The sequence below is a fragment of the Engelhardtia mirabilis genome (genome assembly GCF_007748095.1).
Taxonomy (GTDB): domain Bacteria; phylum Planctomycetota; class UBA1135; order UBA1135.
The window spans coordinates 1580502-1601826 of record NZ_CP036287.1; the positions used below are offsets into that span (position 1 = coordinate 1580502).

11 protein-coding genes are annotated in these 21325 nt (G+C 71.1%); 9 read left to right on the forward strand and 2 right to left on the reverse strand.

Annotation, left to right across the window (positions count from 1 at the left end; translation table 11 throughout):
• Window positions 1–601: 601 nt before the first annotated feature.
• From Pla133_RS05725 to Pla133_RS05740, 4 genes are all read left to right on the forward strand, one after another.
• Window positions 602–3943, forward strand: coding sequence for a hypothetical protein (locus tag Pla133_RS05725; RefSeq protein ID WP_145063378.1), 3342 nt, complete (start codon window positions 602–604; stop codon window positions 3941–3943).
• A 73-nt stretch (window positions 3944–4016) separates the two neighbouring features.
• Window positions 4017–5462 (forward strand): hypothetical protein, encoded by a 1446-nt coding sequence (locus Pla133_RS05730; protein ID WP_145063380.1) that lies wholly within the window; start codon window positions 4017–4019, stop codon window positions 5460–5462.
• 191 nt (window positions 5463–5653) lie between these two features.
• Window positions 5654–8254, forward strand: a complete 2601-nt coding sequence (locus tag Pla133_RS05735; protein WP_145063382.1) for a protein kinase domain-containing protein — start codon at window positions 5654–5656, stop codon at window positions 8252–8254.
• Between the two features lie 142 nt (window positions 8255–8396).
• A complete protein-coding gene (locus tag Pla133_RS05740; protein WP_145063384.1) occupies window positions 8397–10886 on the forward strand; it encodes a C25 family cysteine peptidase in 2490 nt (829 codons plus the stop codon).
• 50 nt (window positions 10887–10936) lie between these two features.
• Here Pla133_RS05740 and Pla133_RS05745 read toward each other — a convergent pair whose 3' ends face one another.
• Complete coding sequence (locus Pla133_RS05745; RefSeq protein WP_145063386.1) at window positions 10937–11761, reverse strand: formate/nitrite transporter family protein; 825 nt, start codon at window positions 11759–11761, stop codon at window positions 10937–10939.
• A 224-nt stretch (window positions 11762–11985) separates the two neighbouring features.
• Between Pla133_RS05745 and Pla133_RS25995 the strand changes: the two genes are divergently transcribed.
• The 4 genes from Pla133_RS25995 to Pla133_RS05760 all read left to right on the forward strand — a co-directional run bounded on the left by Pla133_RS25995 (window position 11986) and on the right by Pla133_RS05760 (window position 17769).
• Window positions 11986–14616: a hypothetical protein gene (locus tag Pla133_RS25995; protein WP_419192166.1), complete on the forward strand. Its 2631-nt coding sequence runs from the start codon at window positions 11986–11988 to the stop codon at window positions 14614–14616.
• A 61-nt stretch (window positions 14617–14677) separates the two neighbouring features.
• Window positions 14678–16102, forward strand: a complete 1425-nt coding sequence (locus Pla133_RS05750; protein WP_419192167.1) for an amidohydrolase family protein — start codon at window positions 14678–14680, stop codon at window positions 16100–16102.
• A gap of 20 nt (window positions 16103–16122) precedes the next feature.
• The gene (locus tag Pla133_RS05755; protein ID WP_419195431.1) at window positions 16123–16914 is read left to right on the forward strand and encodes a polysaccharide deacetylase family protein; all 792 of its coding nucleotides are present in this window, start codon (window positions 16123–16125) and stop codon (window positions 16912–16914) included.
• Window positions 16915–16986: 72 nt separating this feature from the next.
• Window positions 16987–17769 carry a hypothetical protein gene (locus tag Pla133_RS05760; RefSeq protein ID WP_145063391.1) on the forward strand — a complete coding sequence of 261 codons (783 nt, stop codon included), beginning with the start codon at window positions 16987–16989 and terminating at the stop codon, window positions 17767–17769.
• Between the two features lie 12 nt (window positions 17770–17781).
• Here Pla133_RS05760 and Pla133_RS05765 read toward each other — a convergent pair whose 3' ends face one another.
• Entirely contained in the window at window positions 17782–18045 is a 264-nt protein-coding gene (locus tag Pla133_RS05765; RefSeq protein ID WP_145063393.1) for a hypothetical protein, read from the reverse strand.
• Window positions 18046–18428: 383 nt separating this feature from the next.
• On the opposite strand from Pla133_RS05765, the gene Pla133_RS05770 reads away from it, so the two are divergent.
• Window positions 18429–21323 (forward strand): beta-propeller fold lactonase family protein, encoded by a 2895-nt coding sequence (locus tag Pla133_RS05770; protein WP_145063395.1) that lies wholly within the window; start codon window positions 18429–18431, stop codon window positions 21321–21323.
• Window positions 21324–21325: the final 2 nt, after the last annotated feature.

Here is a 21325-nt window from a genome sequence, read left to right on the forward strand (position 1 = left end):
CATCCGCGACCGCGACCGCGACCGTGGGCGGCCAATCGGCCAAGTCGGCGCGCACACTGGCGACCGGGAGGCGGGCTCCGACTTCGCTCGATGCCTGCTCGTCCTGGTGTCCTGGATCAGAAACTCGGCGTCACTTCCCGGGATCCGATCGCCGCTGGCGTCGGCGCGCCTAGCCAGCATCGAGCGGACCTCCGGGAAGTGACGCCGAGTTTCTGATCCAGGACCCTGGCTCTCGCCGGGGGAGTGGCCCCACGTCACGGTGCGACTGGCTGGGCCGCGGGAGCCGACGACCCATCCTCGGGTCCGCACAGGCCCTTGGTGCCCGTGGTGCGGCGGATTCCGTTCGAAGGGGTGGGCCGTGCCGTTCTCTCAACTGGAGGGCTGGGGTCAACTCGACGCCGGATCGGTCGTCGAGACCTGGTCTCCGGCGCGCGTCGCCGGAGCTCGCCGGTGCTTGCACGGCGCGGTTGGTCGGGTCGGGCCAGGTCGGCGACCTGGCGATCGCGACCGGCGCGGCTCGCAGGTTGAGCCCTCTCTTCGACCTGCCGGACCTCTCGGGGCCGCGGGCCGCTACTCACGCACAGACTCCAACGGCTGAACCATGGCGACGAACTCGAAGGATGGATCGCTGGTTCCGGCGTCGCTGATGCTGGTAGTCGGGGCGGCGGTTGGCGGGGCGCTCTTGTACGAGAAGCCGTTCGAGATCTTCCGGCCCTCGGCGGCGGCCAACTGGTCGGCGCCGCACCTGTCGGTCGAAACAGTGCCCGCGCGGCTGTGGCAGGATCCGATCCACGCGGTGGTCAGCGGGACCCACGCCTTCGTGACCCGCGACGAGGTCCCGCGGGCGGACTTGGTCGTTCCCGTGCTCGTGCCGGGAGCGGGGCGAGCGGAGGCGATCGAACTGCGGCTGCGCGCGCGCTACGCCGTGGTGGCGGGCTTCGCCGTGGAGGGCTGGCTGCCGGTGCAACAGGAGGCCATCGGCTGCCTGCGCGTGGACGAGTTGTGGCACGAAGACGGCGGGCTGGTCCACGACCACGAGTTGGCGAAGTCGGAGAGCAAGCCCGAGCAGGAGAGCTGCCTGATCCCCTTCGAGCGCTTCCGTTCGCCGGACGGCGAGCGCACGGCCCTGGTGCTGTGGGTCGCCGAGAGTCACTTGGGTACGAAGCCGCTCGAGGCGCTCGAGGCCATGATCAGCGGCAGCCTGCACGAGACTCCGGAACACGATGGCGAGGTCGAGGATGCCACCGACCTGGCCCAGGGATCACAGCCCGCTCCCGCGGCGCGACCGAGTTCGGCGGCCCTCGCGCTGGAGACGGATGGGCTTGCGGCCGCGGCCTCGATCAGCGAGGCGGGCATGTCGTCGAGCGCCGATCGCGGCGCGCCCGCGGGAGCCGAGCACGCGACTTCGCCGCCGCGCCCCCTCGGCGACGCGGTCTGCGTCCTGGGACCGACCAGCTCGAACGGCCTGCTCGACATGCTGAACGAGGTGACCACGGTCGAGAAGGGTCGCTTCGAGGGCTGGCGGTTGATCAACTACCGGGCCACGGCGCCCGAAGCCCTGCTGCTGCGCGAGGTGACGATCCCCGGCGAGAGTCGCCTCGATCCGCCCGACTCGCGCATCCAGACCGCGCGGGATTGCATGGCCCGCGCCGGCATCGACTACACGCGCGTGCTGTGCACGGACGACGAGCTGCTGCTGGCCCTGGTGTCGGAGCTCGAGCTGCGCGGCGTCGACCTCGTCGAACCGGACGTGGGCCTGGCACTGGTGTCCGAGCTCGACACCCTCTACGGGCGGTCGATGGCGCGGACCCTGAGCGTGATCATCGGGCTCGAGCAGGAGCGCCGCGATCAGGTTCCATCGTCCGTGGACGGGCTTGCGCCTCTCGAGGCCCTGCGCGCGCGCCTGCGGCTGACGTCCGACAACGAGCAGAACGACTCGGTGCGCCAGGTCAGCTACCTGCGCGGGCTGGACGGGGTCACGCCCCTGGCCGAGCTGAAGGAGCAACCGGCCAGCGGACGCAGCGCCATGGACGCCCTGCGTCAACCCATCGGGCCCAGCCAGCTCGACTACATCCGGCGCCAGGCCAAGTCGCTCCTGCGGCGGGGTTGGCGACCGGGCGGTGGGGGTCTCGAGGCCGGCGGACCAGTGGTCAAGGCGATCGGCGTCGTCGGCACCGATCCCTACGACAAGCAACTCGTGCTCCAGGCCCTGCGGCCGACCTTCGAGGAGTTGCTGTTCTTCTCCACCGACCTCGACGCGCGGCTGTTGCACCCCAGCCAGTACCCCTGGACCCGCAACGTGGTCGTGGCCACGGCCTATGGCCTCGAGCTGTCCGAGACCTTGCAGGGCGAGGTGCCGCCCTTTCGCGACGGCTACCAGACCGCGACCTTCCTGGCCGGACGCCTGGCGATCGCGGAGGAGAGCCTGCTCGGTCGGCTGGGGGAGATCGGCCAGCTCGACATGCAGGGGCGCTTCGACCCGCCGCCGCCGAAGATCTACGAAGTCGCGCGCAGCGGCGCCTGGGACATGGCGCGCGAGGGCGACGGCTTCCATCCCCTGCCGCCAGCCAAGCGCTTCGCGAGCAACAGCGGCTTCTGGCACCGGGCGCGGGTGGTGTCGATCGTGGTACTCCTGGCCGCGCTCTACGCCGCCACCAGCCTGGTCATCGGCCGCTGGCACAGCGTCTCGACCGCGGTGGACGAAGTGCGCGGCCGCGACTGGCTGGTCGCGCTGCTGCGGCCGCGGGCCATGTTGGCGGCGGTGGCCGTGGCGTGCCTGGTGCCGGCCCTGGTGCTCTTGAGCTTCAGCGGCTTGGCCGAGCCCTTCGCCCTGGCCGAGGGCCTCAGCGTCTGGCCCACCGAAGCCCTGCGCTTCATCGTGATCCTGGTCTCGATCGGCGTGCTGCTGTTCGGCCTCGCGCGCCTGTCGATCAACGCGCGTGAGATCGAGGATCAGTGGGGCCTGCGCGGGAACAGGACGTCGGTCGAGGTCGCCCAGCGGGCCGAGGACGCGCCTGGGCCGACCCGTGGCGGGTGGTCGCGGTTGGTGGAGAGCCTGGGTTGGTCCGTGGGCATCGAGCGGCACGACGGCCAGCGTTCGGCGGCCGCCTTCTGGGAGCGCTACATGGAGAACGCCCGGCCGACGCGGGTGGCCCTGCGGGTGGGCATCGCCCTGGCGCTCGTGGCGACGCTGACGATGGTCGCGATCGCCGACACGGGCTGGCCTGCGTCACCGATCCGAGGCCACGGGGTGCGCCTTCTGGACCAGGTGCTCGGGATCGCCTCGCTGGTGAGCTTCACGGTGCTGCTCTTGTTCGTCAGCGACGCCTCGCGTGAATGCGCGACCCTGATCCATCGCCTGACCGCGCGGGAGGGGCTCGAGGCCCTCGAGTGGCCGGCCGAGTGCAAGCTGCGCGACGAGCTGCGGATCGGCACCGGCGGTCAGGCCGAGCTGATCGAGATCCGCCTGATCGCGCGCCGCACCAAGGCCGTCGGGCAGTTGATCGTGGGGCCCTTCTTCGTGTTGCTGCTGCTCGTGCTCTCGCACAACAGCTACTTCGACCATTGGACGTGGTCGCCGGCGATCGTCTTCGTCTACAGCCTGCTGCTGCTGCTCGCCGTGGGGGCCGCGATGCGGATGCGGCACCAGGCGGAGCGCGCCCGTCGTCGCGTCGTGGCGCGGCTCGAGGACCGACTGCTGCGATTGAGCGGTGAGCCCGCGCCGGCGGAGAGGGCCGGCAAGGGCAAGGCCAAGGCCGCCGATCCCGACGCGGGTGAGAACCCCAAACAGTTGGCCCTGGCCCTGGAGCAGATCCGCTCCCTGCGCGAGGGGGCCTTCGCGCCCTGGTTCCAGAATCCGGTCATCCGGGCCGTGCTGATGCCCTTCGGTGGGGCGGGGGCCCTGGCCCTGGTCGACCTGATGGTTCAGTCGGGATTGACCTGATCGTGTTGGAATCGAGCCTGCCGATCGGCCGGGAAGACGGCCGACACGACCAATGGACCGGAGGAACAAGACCTTGAACGCTCTGCATCGACTGACCCTCGCCTTCGTCGCCGCGACCGCCGCGCTCGTCTCGGCGGCCCCTGCTGAGATCGATGCAGCGCCGCCGACGACCGCGCACCTCAGTCTGGTGCAGGACGCCGCGGCCGGGACGCTCGAGCTGCGCCTGAGCGGCGCGGCCGGTGAGCGCTGCGCGCTCTCGGCGGGATCCATCGACGTTCCCGGCGTGTGGCTGCCCCTGCCGCTCTTGGACCTCGACCCCGCGGGCAGCGCGAGCGTGAAGATGCCCGCGCCGAGCGCGCCGCTCGGAGGCCTGGTCCTGCGCGCGGAGTGGCTCGAGGACGGCCGGCTTCGATCGACGCAGTGCGTGCCGATGTCCCTCGAGCAGCCCCTCGGTGACATCTGGGACATGGGCGTGGCCTTCGATGGCAGCTCGCTCTCGGCTGGCGATGTCGTGTCGTCGAGCCAGCCCTGGTCGTTCTTCGCCCAGGTCAGCGCCAGTGCGGGCGGGGCTCCGGCGGCCGCTGTCCTCTTCGACGACGCCGGTGGCGGGCCGGACAACGGACGGGTGCTGGGGATCGTCAGCCGCGGGGCCGCGCCGACCGCGGGCGCGCCAGCGGGCGGGGGTGCCGGGATCCTGCGGGTCGACTTCCCGGGTCCGACGTTGATGACCAAGGTGCGCGTGGTCGACGTGGTCGGCAGCGGAGCGATGCTGCGCCTCTTCGACGGCGCGTCCCAGGTGTACCAGCAGCCCATCGCCGACATGGCGGGCGACGGCTTCGTGGATCAGTACGTTCCATCCCTGGTGGTCTCGGCCTTCGAGCTCGTCCTGCCGGTCGCCGGCGCCATCGCCGAGGTGCAGTTGATGCCCTGGGAGCTGGTCGTCGACTTCGATCGCTCGACCACGGGTGTTCCCGTCGACAGCCTGGCCGCGGGTGGGGAGGTCGACTCGGGCTACGAGAACATCGGGATCTTCGGCGGCTTCGTAACGGCCTCGAACGCCGCCGAGTCCCACCCCGACAAGGCGATCCTGTTCGACTCCGCAGCGCCCAGCGGCGGTGACCTCGATCTGGTTTGCCCGGGCCCAGGTCTCGGCAACCGGGTGGCCCGCGAGAAGGTCCTGATCATCGCCGAGAACGACCTCGACCTGGACGCCGACGGTCTGGTCGACGACCCCGACGATGAAGCGGCCGGCGGCGTGCTCACGATCGACTTCGTCACCAACACGGTGCGCTTCCGCAGCGCGACGGTGATCGACGTGGACGACGATGGCGCCTCCTTCGTGCGCGTCTACGACGACCTGACCGGGGCGCCCCACGACTTCCCCCTGGCCAACCTGGGGGACAACTCCGTGCAGACGGTGATGGGCGACCTGCCGACCCGGCAAGTCGAGCTGCACCTGGCCGGATCCGGCGCCCTGGCCGAGCTTCGCTTCGGCCCGATCCCGTTCCCGCAGGAGTGAGTGCGGCGCTTGCGGGCGCTCCGCCAGGGGGCGCCGGCGATCGTGCGCGCTGCACGGTGACGTGGCGCCCCTGGGCGCAGCGTCCGGATCTGGGCCGCACGTCCCGCCGCAGACGGTTCGCCTCGCCGGGCGGCGCCGGCTAGCCCCCTTCGGCGTGGATCCGAGGGACCGCGGGGGGCTAACCTCACGCCGTGCAAGCCGGTGACAAGATCCTCCACTACCGCCTCGAGAGCGAGTTGGGCCGCGGGGGCATGGGCACCGTCTGGCTGGCCGAGGACGGCAAGTTGGGGCGGCAGGTCGCGCTCAAGTTCCTGCACGGCTGGGTGGGGCTCGACGGCGACGCCGCGGCGCGCCTGGAGCGCGAGGCCCGGGCGGCCTCCAGCCTCGACCATCCCGGCGTGGTCACCGTCCACGCGATCGAGTCCGGCGAGGGCGGGTCCTTCGTGGTCATGGAGCGCGTGCGCGGCGACCGCATCGACCGCCACTTCGAGACCCACCCGCGCGATCCGCGCCAGGTGTTGAGCGTGATCGCCGAGGCGGCCGAGGCCGTGGCCGCCGCCCACGAGGCCGGCATCATCCACCGCGACCTGAAGCCGTCGAACCTCTACGTGGACGAGCGCGGACGGGTGCGCGTGCTCGACTTCGGCCTGGCGATGGTGCGCGACGCGCCCCAACTGACCCAGACCGGCTCGACGGTTGGGACCCTGGGCTACATCGCTCCCGAACAGCTGCGCGGCGAGCGCGTGGGGCCGGCGGTCGACGTCTTCTCCCTGGCGGTGGTGCTGTTCGAGCTGCTCACGGGGCAGGGGCTCTTCGACCGCGGCCAGGGGGCGCCGGGGGTGCTGCACGACGTGCTCGAGCGCCGGGCTCCCAAGCCGAGCGATTTCGTCGACGGCTTGCCGGCGGGGACCGACGCCCTGGTGGCTCGGGCCCTGTCGAAGGACCCCGCGGACCGGCCGGCCGACTGCGGGGTATTCGCGCACGAGCTGCGCGCCCTGGGCGCTTCGGATTCCTCGGCGGCGATCGAGGCCCTGGCGGAAGAGCGCGCCAAGGCGCGCCTGCGCCCTTGGCTCATTGGGCTGGGACTGGCCCTGGTGGCCGCGGTCGCGACGATCGGCCTGTTGCGTCCATGGGAGGTCTCGCCGGGCACGGCTACGGACAAGGACTCCGTCCCTGCCGCGCCCGCGGCCTACGCCAATTGGACCCAGCGGGGCGCAGGCATCTTCGCCGAGGCCCAGCGCGACCCGAGCTTCTCGCCGGACGGTCGACGTCTCGCATTCGTCGGCGCCGTCGACGGCGTGGGGCAGTTGCAGGTGACCCTCCTGGACGATCCCGCGCCGCTGGTCCTGACCACCGAGCCGCGCCCGGTCTCGGCGCCGCGCTGGTCGCCCGACGGCGAGTCGATCCTCTACCACGTCGAAGGCCCGACGGGAGCGCCCGACGAGACCAGCGTCCACGTGGTCGGCGTGCTCGGCGGTCAGGCGCGGCGCGTGCTCGAGGTCGGTCGCAACGCCCGTTGGCACCCCGCCGGCGATCGGCTGGTGTTCGAGTACGACGGTCGGGTCTCCACCGTCGAGCTCGGGCCGGGCGGCGCGGTGGGGCAGCCGGTCGCGATCGAGGGCGTCCCGCGGCGCACCGGCGTGGTCTTCGACCGCATGCCCTGCTATTCGCCCGACGGCGCGTACCTGGCCTTCGCCACCTCCGAGCTGGGCCCCCTCTCGACCCTGTGGGAGCTGCAACTCGATTCGGGCGAGCTGCGGCAAGTGATGGGGCAGCGGGCGCAGGTGCAGGATCCGGTCTACTCGCCCGGCGGCGAGCGGATCCTGTTCTCGTCGAACCTCGGCGGGGGCATGACCCTGTGGTCGCTCGATCGCGTGAGCGGCGAGCTGACGGCGGTGACCACCGGCGTCGGCACCGACCGCCGCGTGGCGCCGTCCCCCGACGGCTCGCGCCTGGCCTACGTCAACCTGCGCGGCGAGTTCACCCTGGGGTTGCACGACACCGCGAGCGGCGAGAGTCGCGTGCTGCAACGCTCGCGCAGTCCGATGCTCGCGCCCGAGTTCGATCCCCGCGGCGAGCGCGTGGTCTTCTTCGGCGGTGGCGGGCCGGGCACCGAGATCTACAGCCTGTCCGTGGCCGGCGGCGCGCCCACGCCCATCGGCCGCAACCCCGACGAGCTCGAGATCTTCCCCCAGGTGGATCCGAGCGGTCGCTTCGTCTACTGCTACACCGAGGGCGTCGACGGCTCGCGCTTCGTGCGCCTGCCCCTCGAGGGCGGCGCGCCCGAGACCGTCTTCGACGGCTGGTCGATGCAGGACTTCTCCTACCCCGACATCGACCCTGGCGGCGAGTCCCTGGTGGTCTTCGACGTGGCGGGCCTGCGGACCAAGATCTTCCCCCTGTCGGGCGGCGAGCCGCGCGCGGTCGACGCGTGGATCTTCCGCAGCCGCTGGTCCCCGGACGGCTCGCACCTGGTGGGGGTCCAGGGCCAGGGGCGGGTCGTCGACCTCGACCTGCAGACCCTCGAGACGCGCACCTTCGGCCGCGGCGACACGCCGACCTACGGGCCCGGCGGCGAGATCTGGTTCACCCGCGTCGACGGCGAGCGGCGCCACCTGTTCGCCGTCGACCCCGCCACGGGCGCCGAGCGCGAGGTGACGACCCTCGGCCTGCCCTGGGCCGAGGTCACCGACGGCTTCGACGTCAGCGCCGGCGGCCTGGTGGTCTGGAGCGAGTACGCCGAGCTCGGCACCGAGATCGTCCTGCTCGAGCGTCCGTCCGAACGGGACTGAGCCCGTGGCGCGTCGGCGCGGCGGCTCTTTCGGCGCCCTGCACGCGAGAACTGGCCGGCGGAGTGCCACGGGCGCGGCTCAACCCGGATGGGGACCTGGGGGCGCCCGCGGTGGGCACCCGATCCCCTGCCCGGAGCCCGTCATGTCCTTCACCCTCGACCGCCTCGCCCGTTCCCTCCCGCCGTCGGTGCGAGCCGCCTCCGTCCTGGCCGCGCTCGCCACGCCCACCCTGGCCCAGACTTGGGTCCCGCTCAGCGCCGACGGTCCGCAGCAGCCGGGTCTGCCCGCCCAAGTGGTCCTCGACGCCGCCCAGTCGACCGCGGCCCTCACCACCATCAACGTGACGATCTTCGGGTTCTGGAGAGAGAACGTCACCGGGGAGGACGGCAAGGTCTACCAGCGCCTGACATTCCCCGGCCTCGAGCACATCGAACAAGTCGGCGCGCCGGACCTGCCGGCCGTGCGGGTCAACATCGCGGGCGGCAGCAGCCTCGGCCAGCTCAAGCTCACGGGCGTCAACGTGCTCGACACGGTCGCTTTCGAGGGGCTCCTGCCGCTGCCGACCTTCGTGCCAGGCGAGGACGAGGACTACGACCCGACCGCGGATCCGGGTCCGGGTGACACCAAGGGCAGCGACCCCCAGTGGGCCTTCGACTCCGCCATCTACGGCGGCAACCAGGCCTGGCCTCTGGTGTCGGCGGAACCTTCGCCCGTCGCGACGAAAATGCTGGGTCCGATCAAGGGCGCGACGGCCACGGCCTATCCGGTCACCTACAACCCGGGCTTCGGACTGGTGACCGTCAAGCGCTCCTTCTCGTTCACCTACAAGAGCGTCGGAACCGGGCAACCCCTGACCGTGACCAAGCTGCACGACAAGCAGGCCCAGGCGCACTTCATCAACTGGCAGTCCTCCAAGACCTTCTGGCCCCTGAATCCGGTCCAGTACCACTCGCGCTACCTGATCGTGGCCCAGAGCATGTGGTGGGACACGCTGACGCCGTTCGTGAACCACAAGAAGGCCCAGGGCTTCCAGGTCTCGATGGTTCAGGTGGCGCCGGACGTGGACGCGATCAGGACCACGATCGCGAACTGGTACAACCTCGGCGATCCGGGCATGGACCACTACTGCCTGCTGATCGGTGACACCAACTGGGTTCCGAGCGTGTTGATCTTCGAGCCCGGCGTCGCGGTCTACTCGGACGACCCCTACGGCTGCGTCGGCCCCCTCGACACATCCAAGGAGGTCTACGTCGGCCGCATCTCCGCGGACAACGAGGACAGCCTCGGTTGGCAGCTCGACAAGATCATGGAGTACGAGCTGTCGCCGCCCGCGGGCGACTACAGCAAGGCCGTGCTCGTCTCGCACAAGGAGGAGGCCCCGGGCAAGTACACCGGATCGCACATCAAGGTGCGCGACGCGAGCTACTCGCAACCCCCGCACTTCGTGACCCTGTTCGGCGAGTCCGGGGTCGACAACCAGGACGTGATCGACGCCTTCAACGGCGGGGCCGGCGTGGTCGCCTACCGCGGCCACGGCAGCACCACGACCTGGTCGAAGTGGAACAACTTCGGCGAGAGCCTCCACAAGAACGACATCGGGCCCAGCATGGTCAGCCCGATGAACCCGGTGGTCTGGGCGATCACCTGCACCAACAGCAACATCCGCTGGAGCGAGGACACGGACGACGATTGCATCAACGAGGTCTGGATGGAGGCCTCGGAGGGCGGCGTGGCGGCCTATGGCGCGACCCAGACCACCAGCACCACGCCCAACCACAAGCTCAACGAAGAGCTCTTCCGAATGGTGTTCGACAAGGGCATCACGACCCATGCCAAGGCCATCGAGCTGGCCGAGCAGTCGATCTGGGCCACCTGGCCCGGCCACAAGAACCCCTGGGCCTACATGCTGCTGGGGGACCCGTCGATGACGATCCGCCGCGGCCTGGTGCTGAACCTCGGCTTGCTCAACGTCCCGAGCAAGATCATCCTGGGCCAGCAGGGACCCCAGGGGGAGCAGTTCCTGTCTCTCAAGGGCACGACGGTCGCTGACGGTTTCAACGACGACGGCCTGGTCTCGGCCTACAAGGCCTCCTTCCTCGCCGGAGCGCCCGACGAAGTGCTCGGCGCCTGGTGGCTGGACGGCCTCGGCAACGTTTCGGTGCCGGTTCCGATCACTACCCCGGGCACCCTCTACCTCACCATCCGCGACGGCAACGGAAACATGACCCGCAAGGAGGTCGTGGTCGAGATGGGTACGGCCTGGAAGGACCTGGGCAAGGGCATGAACGGTGAGTTCGGCAAGCCCACCCTCGTGGGAGTCGGCGACCTGGTCGGCGGCCAGCCCTGGTCGCTCCTGATGACCGACGCCCGCCCCGGCGCGCCGACCTTCCTCGGCATCAGCACCGGCATCCTGAACCTCGAGTTCCTTGGCGGCCTGCTGATCCCCGACGTGGCCACGGCTGGCGTGATCGTGCCGTTGTCGATCGACGAGTACGGCGACTGCGTCTTCGGCGGCAACTGGGTCGCAGGCGTGCCCAGCGGAGCGAAATTCTACTTCCAGCACTGGGTCCTCGACGCCAGCGGCCCCTTCGGCGTGGTGTCGAGCAACGGCCTGCGAGCGACGGCGCCCTGAGCGCCTCGAGCCCGGAGCGCGGCGGCTTCCGCCTGCGCTCCGGGCTCGTATCAGTCGGCGGTCCGGGGCCGCAGATAGGCCGTCCAGTAGACCGCCGCGACGAGGACCGTGCCGCCGACGATGTTGCCCGCCGTGACTACGATCAGATTGAGCGCGCAGCCGCTGGCGTAGCCGTCGATCCGCGCGGCGCCCAGGAGCGCGGCGTAGGGCAGGAAGAACCAGTTGGCGATCGAGTGCTCCAGTCCCAGGGCCACGAAGGCCGTGATCGGGAACAGCACGCCGAGCACCTTGTCCGTGACGGAGCGGCCGCCGAGCGAGAGCCACACGGCGAGGCACACCAAGGCGTTGCAGAGCACGCCGCGGAAGAAGGCAGGCAGGGGCTCGAGCTCCGCCTTGGCCAGTCCGATCGAAAGGGCCGTCTCGCCCACCGCGCCATCGCCGAGCAGGTGCACCTGGGCCAACCACACGGCCAGCGCGGTCGCGCTCGCGCCCACGACGTTGCCGACATAGACAAGGACCCAATTGCGGAGCAGCTCGCGGCTCGAGATCAGCCTCGAGGCCCAGGCCATGGCCACCAGGTTGTTGCCGGTGAACAGCTCTGCTCCCGCGACGACCACCAGGATCAGGCCGAGGCTGAAGGCGACACCTCCCAGCAGGCGTGTGACACCGAAGCCCAGCTCGGACCCGGTCACCACGACCGTGAAGAAGGCGCCGCCGAGGGCGATGAAGGCCCCGGCCAGGATCGAGAGCAGCAGCACGCTCAGCACGTCAGCGCGGGCCTTGGCGACTCCGATCGACTCGACCCGTGCAGCGATCTCGCGCGGGGCGAGGGCGTCCGTCGTGTTCGGGGCGTCGCGCTGCTGGACGGTGCTCATGGCGATCGGCCAGGGAGCATAGCAGTGGGAGACACGGAGTCCGGCGGGCTTGCGCCAGCGGCGCCGGCGTTCTCGCGGGCGTCAGCCCTGCGACGGTCGCGGCGGATGTGGGGCACGGCGGCGATCGAGCGCAGCAGGCGCAGAGCACCGGGTCACCCGCGACGCGACCGAGCGCCGACCGTCCCGCCAGCACAGCATCCGGGATCCCCGTAGACTCGGCGCCTATGCGTCCCTTGCTCGCAGTCATGGTCCTGGCCGTCGCTCTGGCCTGTCTTTGGGCCCTGAACGACCACACGGAGCCCGAATCCACGCTGCCGAGCGCGTCCGCGCCTGCGCCAGAGTTCGCGGCTGCTGAGCAGGAGGCCTCGACCGTGGCCATGCCGGCGGAACCCATCGTCTCCGAGATCGACGCGGGCGGCGAGTCGCGCCGCGCGCCGGTCGAAGGCGAGGGTGACGTCGTCGGAGCCGAGGCCGAGGATGGGGCCGAACTCGAGCCCCTCGTGATCGAAGTCGTCGACGATCGCGGCCGCGCCCTGGACGGGGTCGAGGTCGTCGTGCTCGACCGCGAGCGCTACGACCGCCGCGCCTTCCGCGACGCCGAGCGCGAGCTGCCGGCGGATGCACCCGCCCTGACCCTCGAGCGGCGCTTCGGTCAGACCTACTCGACCGATGACGCGGGCCGCGCCGTCCACGGCTGGAGCGGCCGGCGCGCCGAGGTCTTCGTGCGTGGGGCGGCGGGGACGACCCACGAGCTGGCGCTGCCCTCGCGGGTCGAGGACGGATTCCTGCGCGTGGAGGTCGAGACCCCGGAGGCCATCGTCGAGGTCTTTGGGCCCGACGGCGGTCCCGTCGCGGGCGTGCCGGTGCGGCTCGTCGAGGAGGCCATCCTCTCAGGGGGCCGGGCGCGGCTGTACTCCGACTCCGGAAAGCGCGAGTCGGCCTACACCGACACGGTCGCCTTGCTGCCGCACGCCGTGACCGATGCCGAAGGGCGTGCCTTCCCGACGATCGGGGCGGCGGCCCTCGATGTGACCGACGAGGCCCTGGCCGAGTTCCGCTCGGCCGCCGCCGCCCTGGCCGAAGTCGTCGCCGGCGAGTACGTGGGCACGCCCCTCGTCGATGGCCGGGCGACGCTGGTGCTGCCGCCCACGGGCAGCATTCGCGTCGAAGTTGTCGACCACGAGGGTCGCACGAGCCCCGAGCCCGAGCTCCAAGTCTGGGCGTCCCCCGCGCCGGTGGAGCCGTCCAACGTCTCCTGGACCGACCCGGCTGCGGCCGTCCAGCCGGTGCCCCTGGTTGCGGCCCTGCCATCCCAGGGCGCCCTCGCCCTGCCCTTCGTGGAGGTCGGTCGAGAGGTTCACTTGATCGTCGCCACGGCGGAGGGCTTCGAGCTGGAACGGCGGGTGGTCGCCGGTCCCGCGGCGGTCCGTGACGAGGTCGTCGTCCAGCTCGAGAGTGCAGAGCCCTATCGCGTCGAGTTCCGACTTGTCGACTCCGACGGCCAACCGGTGGCGGGCGAGCGTTTCGACGTCAACCTGATGCATGAGCAGGCCACCCGGCCGAGTGACGTGGTCGAGCTGGGCCTGCGGACGGACAAGGCGGGACGCGCGTCCTTCGAAGTTCCGGATCGCTGGTTCTGCACGCTGGAGGGGGAGCGGGCACGGCTCAACGTGAAGGGTCGCTTCGACGGCCTCACCCGTAGCGTACGGGAGGAGGTCGCGGTCGACTTCGTGAGAGGTCTCAACGACCTCGGCGACCTGCGACTCGAACCGCTTCCGGTGATCGCATCCGGCATCGTTCGCGGTCCGGACGGCGCGCCCCTGCGCGCTGCAGTGGTCCACGTGTGGCCGTCGCCGCTCGCTGGTGCCGACGGAGCGTTCGAGCGCGCTCGCGACTATGCCATCGACTACGACAGCCGCCGAACCCTCGCCGACGGCACGTTCCGGCTCCAGGGCGAGGTCGGCAGCGTCGATCGAGTTCAACTCACCGTGCTCGGGGTCGACGCGAGGACGTCCGAGGCGGTCGAGGTCCCGGTCGGTTCGACCGATGTCGAGCTGCGAGTGGTGGCGACGGGGCGCCTGCGCGCCCGGGTCGAGTTGCCCCAGCAGGTCGATTTCGGGGTCTACTTGGCCCTGGTGCGATCGGGTCTCGACGTCGACTCCGGGAGCCGAATCGAGCTCCAGCGTGGCGTCGCCGATTGGCGGATGCTGCTACCCGGCACCTACGACCTGCATGTCGCCATCCACCGAAGTGCCGAACCGGTGCTGCGGATCGAGGGCTTGATCGTCTCGGCCGATGAGCCCTGTGACGACCCCCGCATCGATCCGATCGATTTGTCGGCGAACATGAAGCGGGTCGAGCTCGACGTGCGCGGCGCCGACGGCGAGCGCGTGCCGTGGTTCTCGTACAGGCCGCTCGGAGAGTCCAGCGTCTATCGACCGGGGTCCACGTTCACGGAGGGCGAGCTGTGGATCGCCCGGGACCATCCCCGTTCGATCGTGGTCGAGACTGGGGAGTACGCACCAGCGTTGGTGGAGGGGCTCGATGCCGACCGGGTCGTCCAGCTCGAGCGTGGATGGGTCGTATCGCTCCGTATCGACGACCCAGAAGAGTTCGGCGCCCTGCTCCAGCTCGAGCTGCTTCCGAGGTCTGGCGATCGCAGCCGGTCGGTGCTGGTCTTGTACCCCGAGACCCAGGAACTTGACGTGCACCTGCCCGGTCCCGGCAACTACGACGTCATCTGGCGCGAGGACAGCCACGTCGTCGGCCAAGCGCGTCGCACCTGGGATGGCGGCTCGATCTCCGTGGATTCCCCCGGGACGACTTTCGAACTGGTTGCACCGAGCCTCGACTGAAGCGGGCCGAGTCTGCACAGAGGCACACAAGGGAAGTAGCACAATGTCGGCAGATCACAGGATGACCGCGGCGGGACTCGGGGAGCGGCGCGAAGAAGAGGGGGTCGCAGCTTCGACTCGTTCCACGAGCCAACGCCGGCCGTGGGCGCTGCTGGTCCTGGCCTGGTCGCTTCTCCCCGCTTGCGGTTCGCAGGCATCGGATCCCCAACCGCGCCAGGTCGACCTGGCTCTGACCGACGTCGCGTTGGTCGACCTCGACGCGGGAGTGGTGTTCCCCAGCCGGACCGTCCTGGTCGACGCGGGACGCATTGTGGTCGTCGGTCCGGCCGGCGAAGTCGCGGCGTTCGCGGCGTCGACGACGATTGCGGGCGAGGGCGCCTACCTCCTGCCGGGTCTGTGGGACATGCACGTCCACGACAGCGACGACGCGGTCGTGCTCGCCGCTCACCTGGCCGCGGGGGTCACCGGCGTGCGCGACCTGGGTGGCCCCGGGTCCGCGACGGTCGTGGCCCGCGACAAGGTGGCGGCGGGGCAGTGGCGCGGGCCCCGCATCGTCGCCGCCGGTCCCCACCTGGACGGGCGTCCGGACGTGATGGGCGACGGATCACGGATTCAGATCAACGACGAAGCCCAGGCGCGGTTGGCGGTCGCCGATCTGGCGCGCATGGGCGTGGACCTGATCAAGGTCCACGACGTGATGACGCCCGAGGTCCACCGCGCGGTGGCGGCGGCCGCGGCGGAGTTCGGGCTGCCGGTCGATGGCCACGCGCCGCGCGGCGTGCCGATCGCCCAGGTGACCGAGTTTCAACGCACGATCGAGCACGCCACGACCCTCGGCGAGCAGGCACTTGGCCGCGACGCCCTCGAATCGGCCGCGACCTTCGAGCGCGATCTCGAGGCTTACCTGGCTGCGGACGGGCGCGGCGCCGCGTTGATCGCGGCGCTCGTGGCGAGCGGGACGGCCTATTGCTCGACGCTCGTCGCCGGTGAGGGGCTGGCCCGGGCATCCGCTCCCAATACAACGGTGTGGGACGACCCGCGATTGGCGGCGGCCCCTGAGGGCACCGCCGCTCGCTGGCGCGAATGGTTGCCGGTAGAGCTGCTGCCGGCGAACTTCCACGCCGAGCGCGTCGCCGTCGAACGCGCCGCTCGGCGGATCGTGGGCGCCATGCACGAGCGCGGGGTGCTGCTCCTGGCCGGGACCGACGCCGGTGCGCCCCACGTCTATTGGGGCTCGGCCTTGCACGAAGAACTGGACCTCTTGGTCGAGGCGGGTCTCGAGCCCGTCGAGGCCCTGCGCTGCGCGACGGTCAACCCCGCGCGCGTGTTGGGGCTCGAGGACGAGTCGGGCGCGATCGCGCCCGGTTACCGGGCCGACCTGCTGTTGGTGGAGGGCAATCCACTGGACGACCTCGACGCGCTCCAACACATCCGAGCGGTCATCGCGCGCGGTGCGGTGGTCGTGGACCGGACGGAGCCACGTTGAGCCTATTGAGCGTTCGCGGTGTGACGTTGAGCTGGGCGGGCGTCGGGCCGTCGCCCCGCTGGGGGCATCCGGCGCTGGCCTTGCTCTTGCTGCTCGCGGCGACCCTGACCACCGGCTGCCGCACGATCCTGCGCGCGACCCCGCCCGAGGAGCGCGCCACCCTGACCCTGACCTTCGACGACGGGCCCAGCCCCAGCGTCACCGATCGGATCCTCGACGTGCTCGCCCGGCACGGGGTGAAGGCCTACTTCTGCCTGATCGGCGAGAACGTGCGCGCCAGCGCCGAGCACGAAGAACTCACCCGCCGCATCGAACGCGAGGGCCACGTGATCGTCAACCACGGCGACACCGCGACCTGGGCCACGCGTCGCTTCACCGCCGCGGGGGTCGCCGCCGAGATCGCCGCCTGCGACGCGACCCTGGCGCGGGTGCTCGGGCACGAGCGGCCGACCCGGTGGTACCGACCGGGCGGCGGTTGGATCTGGGCCTGGCAGTTGGGAGCGGTGGCCCGCGCGGGCAAGACGATCCTGCCCCTGGACCGCTACGACTGGGACGCGCTCTACAGTCCGATCACCGCCGATCGCTTGCAGAGCGAGCTGCTGGCAGGCATCGAGACGCGAGGTTTGGGCTGGATCGTGATCCACGACGGGATGAATGGCCAGGCGGAGCTGGCGCGGCGGATGGCCGAATCGCCGCGCTACGACCGCTCCTTCGTGCCCGAGCTGGTGGATGCTCTGATCACGGGGGCGCGCGAGGCCGGGCTCGAGGTCCGCTCGGCGGTGGCTGCGCCGCCGACGCGCGAGCAGTGGTGAGCGCGGCTGCGCGTCTCCGCGCGCCGAGCAGGACCTGTGGCCGGTGGTAGTATTGGTGGCGGAGATACCACTATGCATTTCAAGTCCACCGTCCTCGCCCTGTCCCTGACCGCCACCGCCGCCACCGCCCAGGTCACCGTCGACGTCGGACCCGATCCGGCGCCGACGGGCGCCACGGTCTACGCTTCGGTGACCAACGACACTGAGCTGATCATGTCCATCGGCGGCTGTCCCTGGCGCATCGTCGACGGCGATGGGCTGGTGGTCTTCGACGCCGACTGCCTGATCACCGAGTTCCTGATCGGACCGATCGGGACCATCGACTACGGCTGGGATCAGCGCAACCAAGCTGGCGTTCAGGTGCCCGCCGGGAGCTACCACTTCCAGGTCATGACCGCGGTCGGGATCATCGACACGCCGTTCACCGTCGGCGGCGTCGACGCGAATCTCTTCGTGCAGGGCACCGCGGCGCTCGGCACCGACATGATCGGCTTCGGCGGACGCGAGATCGCCCTGGCCTCGCCGGCGGACCCGGGCGCCTTCTACCAAGTCTTGCTCGCGGGCTCGCTCGGCGGGGGAGTCGACCTGTGCGGACTCACGATGCCCCTGGCCATCGACGGATTGTTCACCGCCACCCTGGGCGGCGCGACGATTCCCGGCGCGTTCGGCCAGCTCGACGGGACGGGGCAGAGCCTCGAACCCAAGCTGCCGATCCCCGACGCACCCGGCCTCGTTGGCATCGACCTCTACCTGTCGATGTTGGTGCTCGACCCCCTGGCGTCCTGCCCGGTGGTGCGCAGCTCGCCGGCGTTCAAGACCACGATCGTCCCCGGACCCCAGCCCTTCGGCTCCTGAGCCGAGGGCGCGTCAGCGATCGCCGATGTGGCGGATCGTGCCGCCCGACGAATTCTTCGTAGCCGGGCTGACACCGCCCACGGTGCCCGATCCGCCGCCCACGGAGCGGCCGCCGTCTGTGATCTCGATCTCGCCGGCCTCGACCATCTTCACCAGCGGCGGGTACTCCGCGGCCTTGGGGGTGATCTGCCCGGACTTGCCCGGGACGAGGAAGAGCTTCTTCCCGCCCGGCAGGGGGATCTTCAGGGGGCGCTTGGTCTTGTTGACGATCTCCATGGCGGTGCGGCTCGTGCTGGTCGGTGGGGGGGGCGAGAAACGTTGTAACCGCCCGGCGGCGCGGCGGCGACGAGGGCGTCGCCGATCCGAGGTGCGAGGCGCGAATCGGTCGACATCGCGCGTGGCGGCCGGCCCCCGAACTCGGCGCGAGGCCCTGATTCCCCGTCGGACCCCATGCGGCCACCCGCGAGGGCTGTCTGTCTCGAGGGCCGGCTGCTCGAGGTTCGGTCGGGCGCCGAGTGCCGCCTCGACCGCAGCGCCGGCGCCCGGGGCCAAGGGGGTATGCCTGCTGTAAGGGGTGCCTCGGCCGGGGATCCTCGGGCCCATGATCCACGTCAGGACCCGAGGGGGCTCGTCGACGCGACCCACCGGAGTACCGAACCATGCCCGCGACCGTCTCGAAGTGCATTGCTGAATGGAGTTTGGGACGCGGGGCGGCGAGGCGACTCGGCTCCGTCCAGCTCCTGGCCCCTGCGCTTCTGGCGATCCTCTCAGCGGGCTGCGGCGGCTCAGGCTCCCCGACCGGTGCGCCGGCGCCCACAGCTCCCGCCCCGCCCGAAGCGCCCTTCGTCAGCTTCGAGAGTTCCGCCACCCAGCCGATCGCGGTCTCCGCGGACGGCTTGCGCCTGTTCGTCCTGCAGCCGGTCGGAGGCACCCTCTCGATCTTCTCCCTGCAGGATCCCTCGCACCCGGTGCTGCGCTCCCAGGTGCGGGTCGGGCTCGAGCCGGTCGCCGTGGCGGAGCGCGTCCCGGGCGAGGTCTGGGTCGCCAACCAACTCTCCGACAGCGTCAGCGTGGTGGACGTCGACCAAGGGCGGGTGATCGACACCGTGCAGGTCGGCGATCAGCCCTCCGACGTGGTCTTCGCCGGCGGCCTGGCCTTCGTGACCCTCGCCACCGAGGACCGCGTGGCGGTGCTCGACGGCGCGAGTCGCGCGCTGTCGGCCATGATCGACGTGCCGGCGGAAGAGCCCCGCGCCCTGGCCGTGGGCGACAACGGTCAGTCGGTCTGGGTCCTGGTCCGCCGCTCGGGCAACGGCACCACGATCCTGCCCGCGAGCCTGGCGCCGGAGCAGCCCCTGCCCGACGACCCGAACCTGCCCCACCCGCCGCACACCGGTGCCATCGTCCGCGCCGACGATCCGGCCTGGCAGGACGCCTTCTCCTACTCCCTCCCGGACCGGGACCTGTTCCGCATCGACGTGGCCGGCCTGACGATCGAGCCTGTGGCGACCGCGCTCGGCACGACCCTCTTCGACCTGGCCGTCGATCCGCTGGGACCCACGGTCTGGGTCGCGGGCACCGAGGCGCGCAACACGATCGCCTTCGAGCAGCAACTGCGCGCCCGCGCGATAGAGCACCGCATCGTCGCGGTCGACTCCGCCAGCGGCGACGTGAAGGCCACCGTCGACCTGAACCAGGGCGTCGAAGTCGACCTGCTGCCGGATCCCGCGTCGCTCGCCGTCGCCCTGGCCGAGCCGACCGGCCTGGCCTACGAACCGGCGACGCGCCGACTGTGGCTCGCGGCCCAGGGCACCGACCGCGTCGCGTCGATCGACGTGGACAGCGGTGCGATCTCGGCGCGCGTCGAGCTGGGCTCCCCCGGCGACACCACCGTGGATCGCCGCGGACCGCGCGCCCTGGCGCTGCATCCGGGCGGGAACTGGCTGTACGTCTACAACGGTCTGTCCGACACCTTCTCGGTCGTCGACGTCCAGTCCGCGACCGTGGCCCTCGAGCAGCCGGTGTCGTCCCGGGACCCGATGCCGGCGGCAACTCGTGCGGGACGCAAGTTCCTGTTCGACGCGCGCCTGTCGGGCAACGGCACCATGAGCTGCGCCTCGTGCCACGTGGACGCCGAGACGGACGGTCTGGCCTGGAACCTCGGCGATCCTGCCGGGGAGCTGTTCGAGGTGCCGATCGAGCTGCAGCAAGGCGCCATCCCCGGCGTGGCGCCGCCTGTCTTCCCGCCCCTGCACCCGATGAAGGGGCCCCTGGTGACCCAGTCCCTGCGCGGGTTGATCGAGCCCCTGCACTGGCGCGGGGACAAGCCCGCCTTCGAGGACTTCAACGGGGCCTTCGACTCGCTGCTCGGCGGGCACGAGCTGGCCGATGGGGACATGGCCCTGTTCGCCGATTGGGCGCGTTCCGTGCGCCACGCGCCCAATCCCCACCAGCAGCTCGACCGCTCCCTGCCGACCACGCCGCCGGACGCCAACGCGGCTACCGGATCCGAAATCTTCCACGACACCTCGGTCGACGGTTCGTCGTGCATCGACTGCCACGCCCTGCCGGAGGGCAGCACCGGGTTCATCTCGCTCCTGGCCATGTCGTCGCCCCAGCCCATGCGGGTGCCGCCGCTGTTCGACTACTACCGCAAGGACGGCTTCGACCCCGATGCAACGGGTCCGCTGGCGTCGGGCTTCGGTCGCTTCAGCGACGGTCGCGTTGGTGACCTGGTCGAGCTCGCGGGCGTGCAGGACCTGTTCGCGGCGGACGTCGGCGGCTCACCCCACGTCGACGCTTTCCTGCGGCAGCTCGACACCGGCACGGCGCCGGCCACCGGGCGGGAGGTGGAGCTGGACCTCCTGTCGGCCACCGAGCCCGAGGCCGTCGCCCTGCGCGCGCTCTTGATCGAGCGCGCGGGCCTGGGTGAGATCGCCCTGGTCGCGCACGGACGCATCGAGGGCGCGCCGCGCACGCTGCTCTATGACGCCGAGGCGCAGCTCTGGAGCCTCGACACCGAACTCGACGAGCCGCTCACCACCGCGCAACTCGAGGGCCTCGCCGCCGCCGACGGGGCGGACCTGGTCTGGACCGCGGTTGCGCCGCAGCTCGGCCCCGTCTGCTCGGTGGACGCCGACTTCGACGGACAGCTCGACGGCGACGTCGCAGCCGTTCTGGTCGGCACACCGACACCAGCGGCTTGCCACGTCCGACCGCGCCTTTCGGCCAGCACCCTGCCCCGGGTCGGCCAGAAGCTCTTCTCGGTCGTCGTTGACGGCGTCGCGCCGTCTTCCGTCGGGAGCCTGTTGGTGAGCTCGACCCTGGGCAGCACCCCGGTGGGGGAGCTGCAACTGTTGGTGGGTCTCGACACGCCGCCCCTGGAGCTGGTGCTGCTGGCGGACGCCCTGGGGGCGGTCAGCGTCGCCTTCCCGATCCCCGACGACCCCGCCTGGGTCGGCGCCGTGATGGTCTTCCAGGCCGTTTGGTCCGCGCCCGCCTGCAGCGGCGGGATGGCGGCGTCGGCGGCCTTGGTGGCGACGGTCGCTCCCTGAGC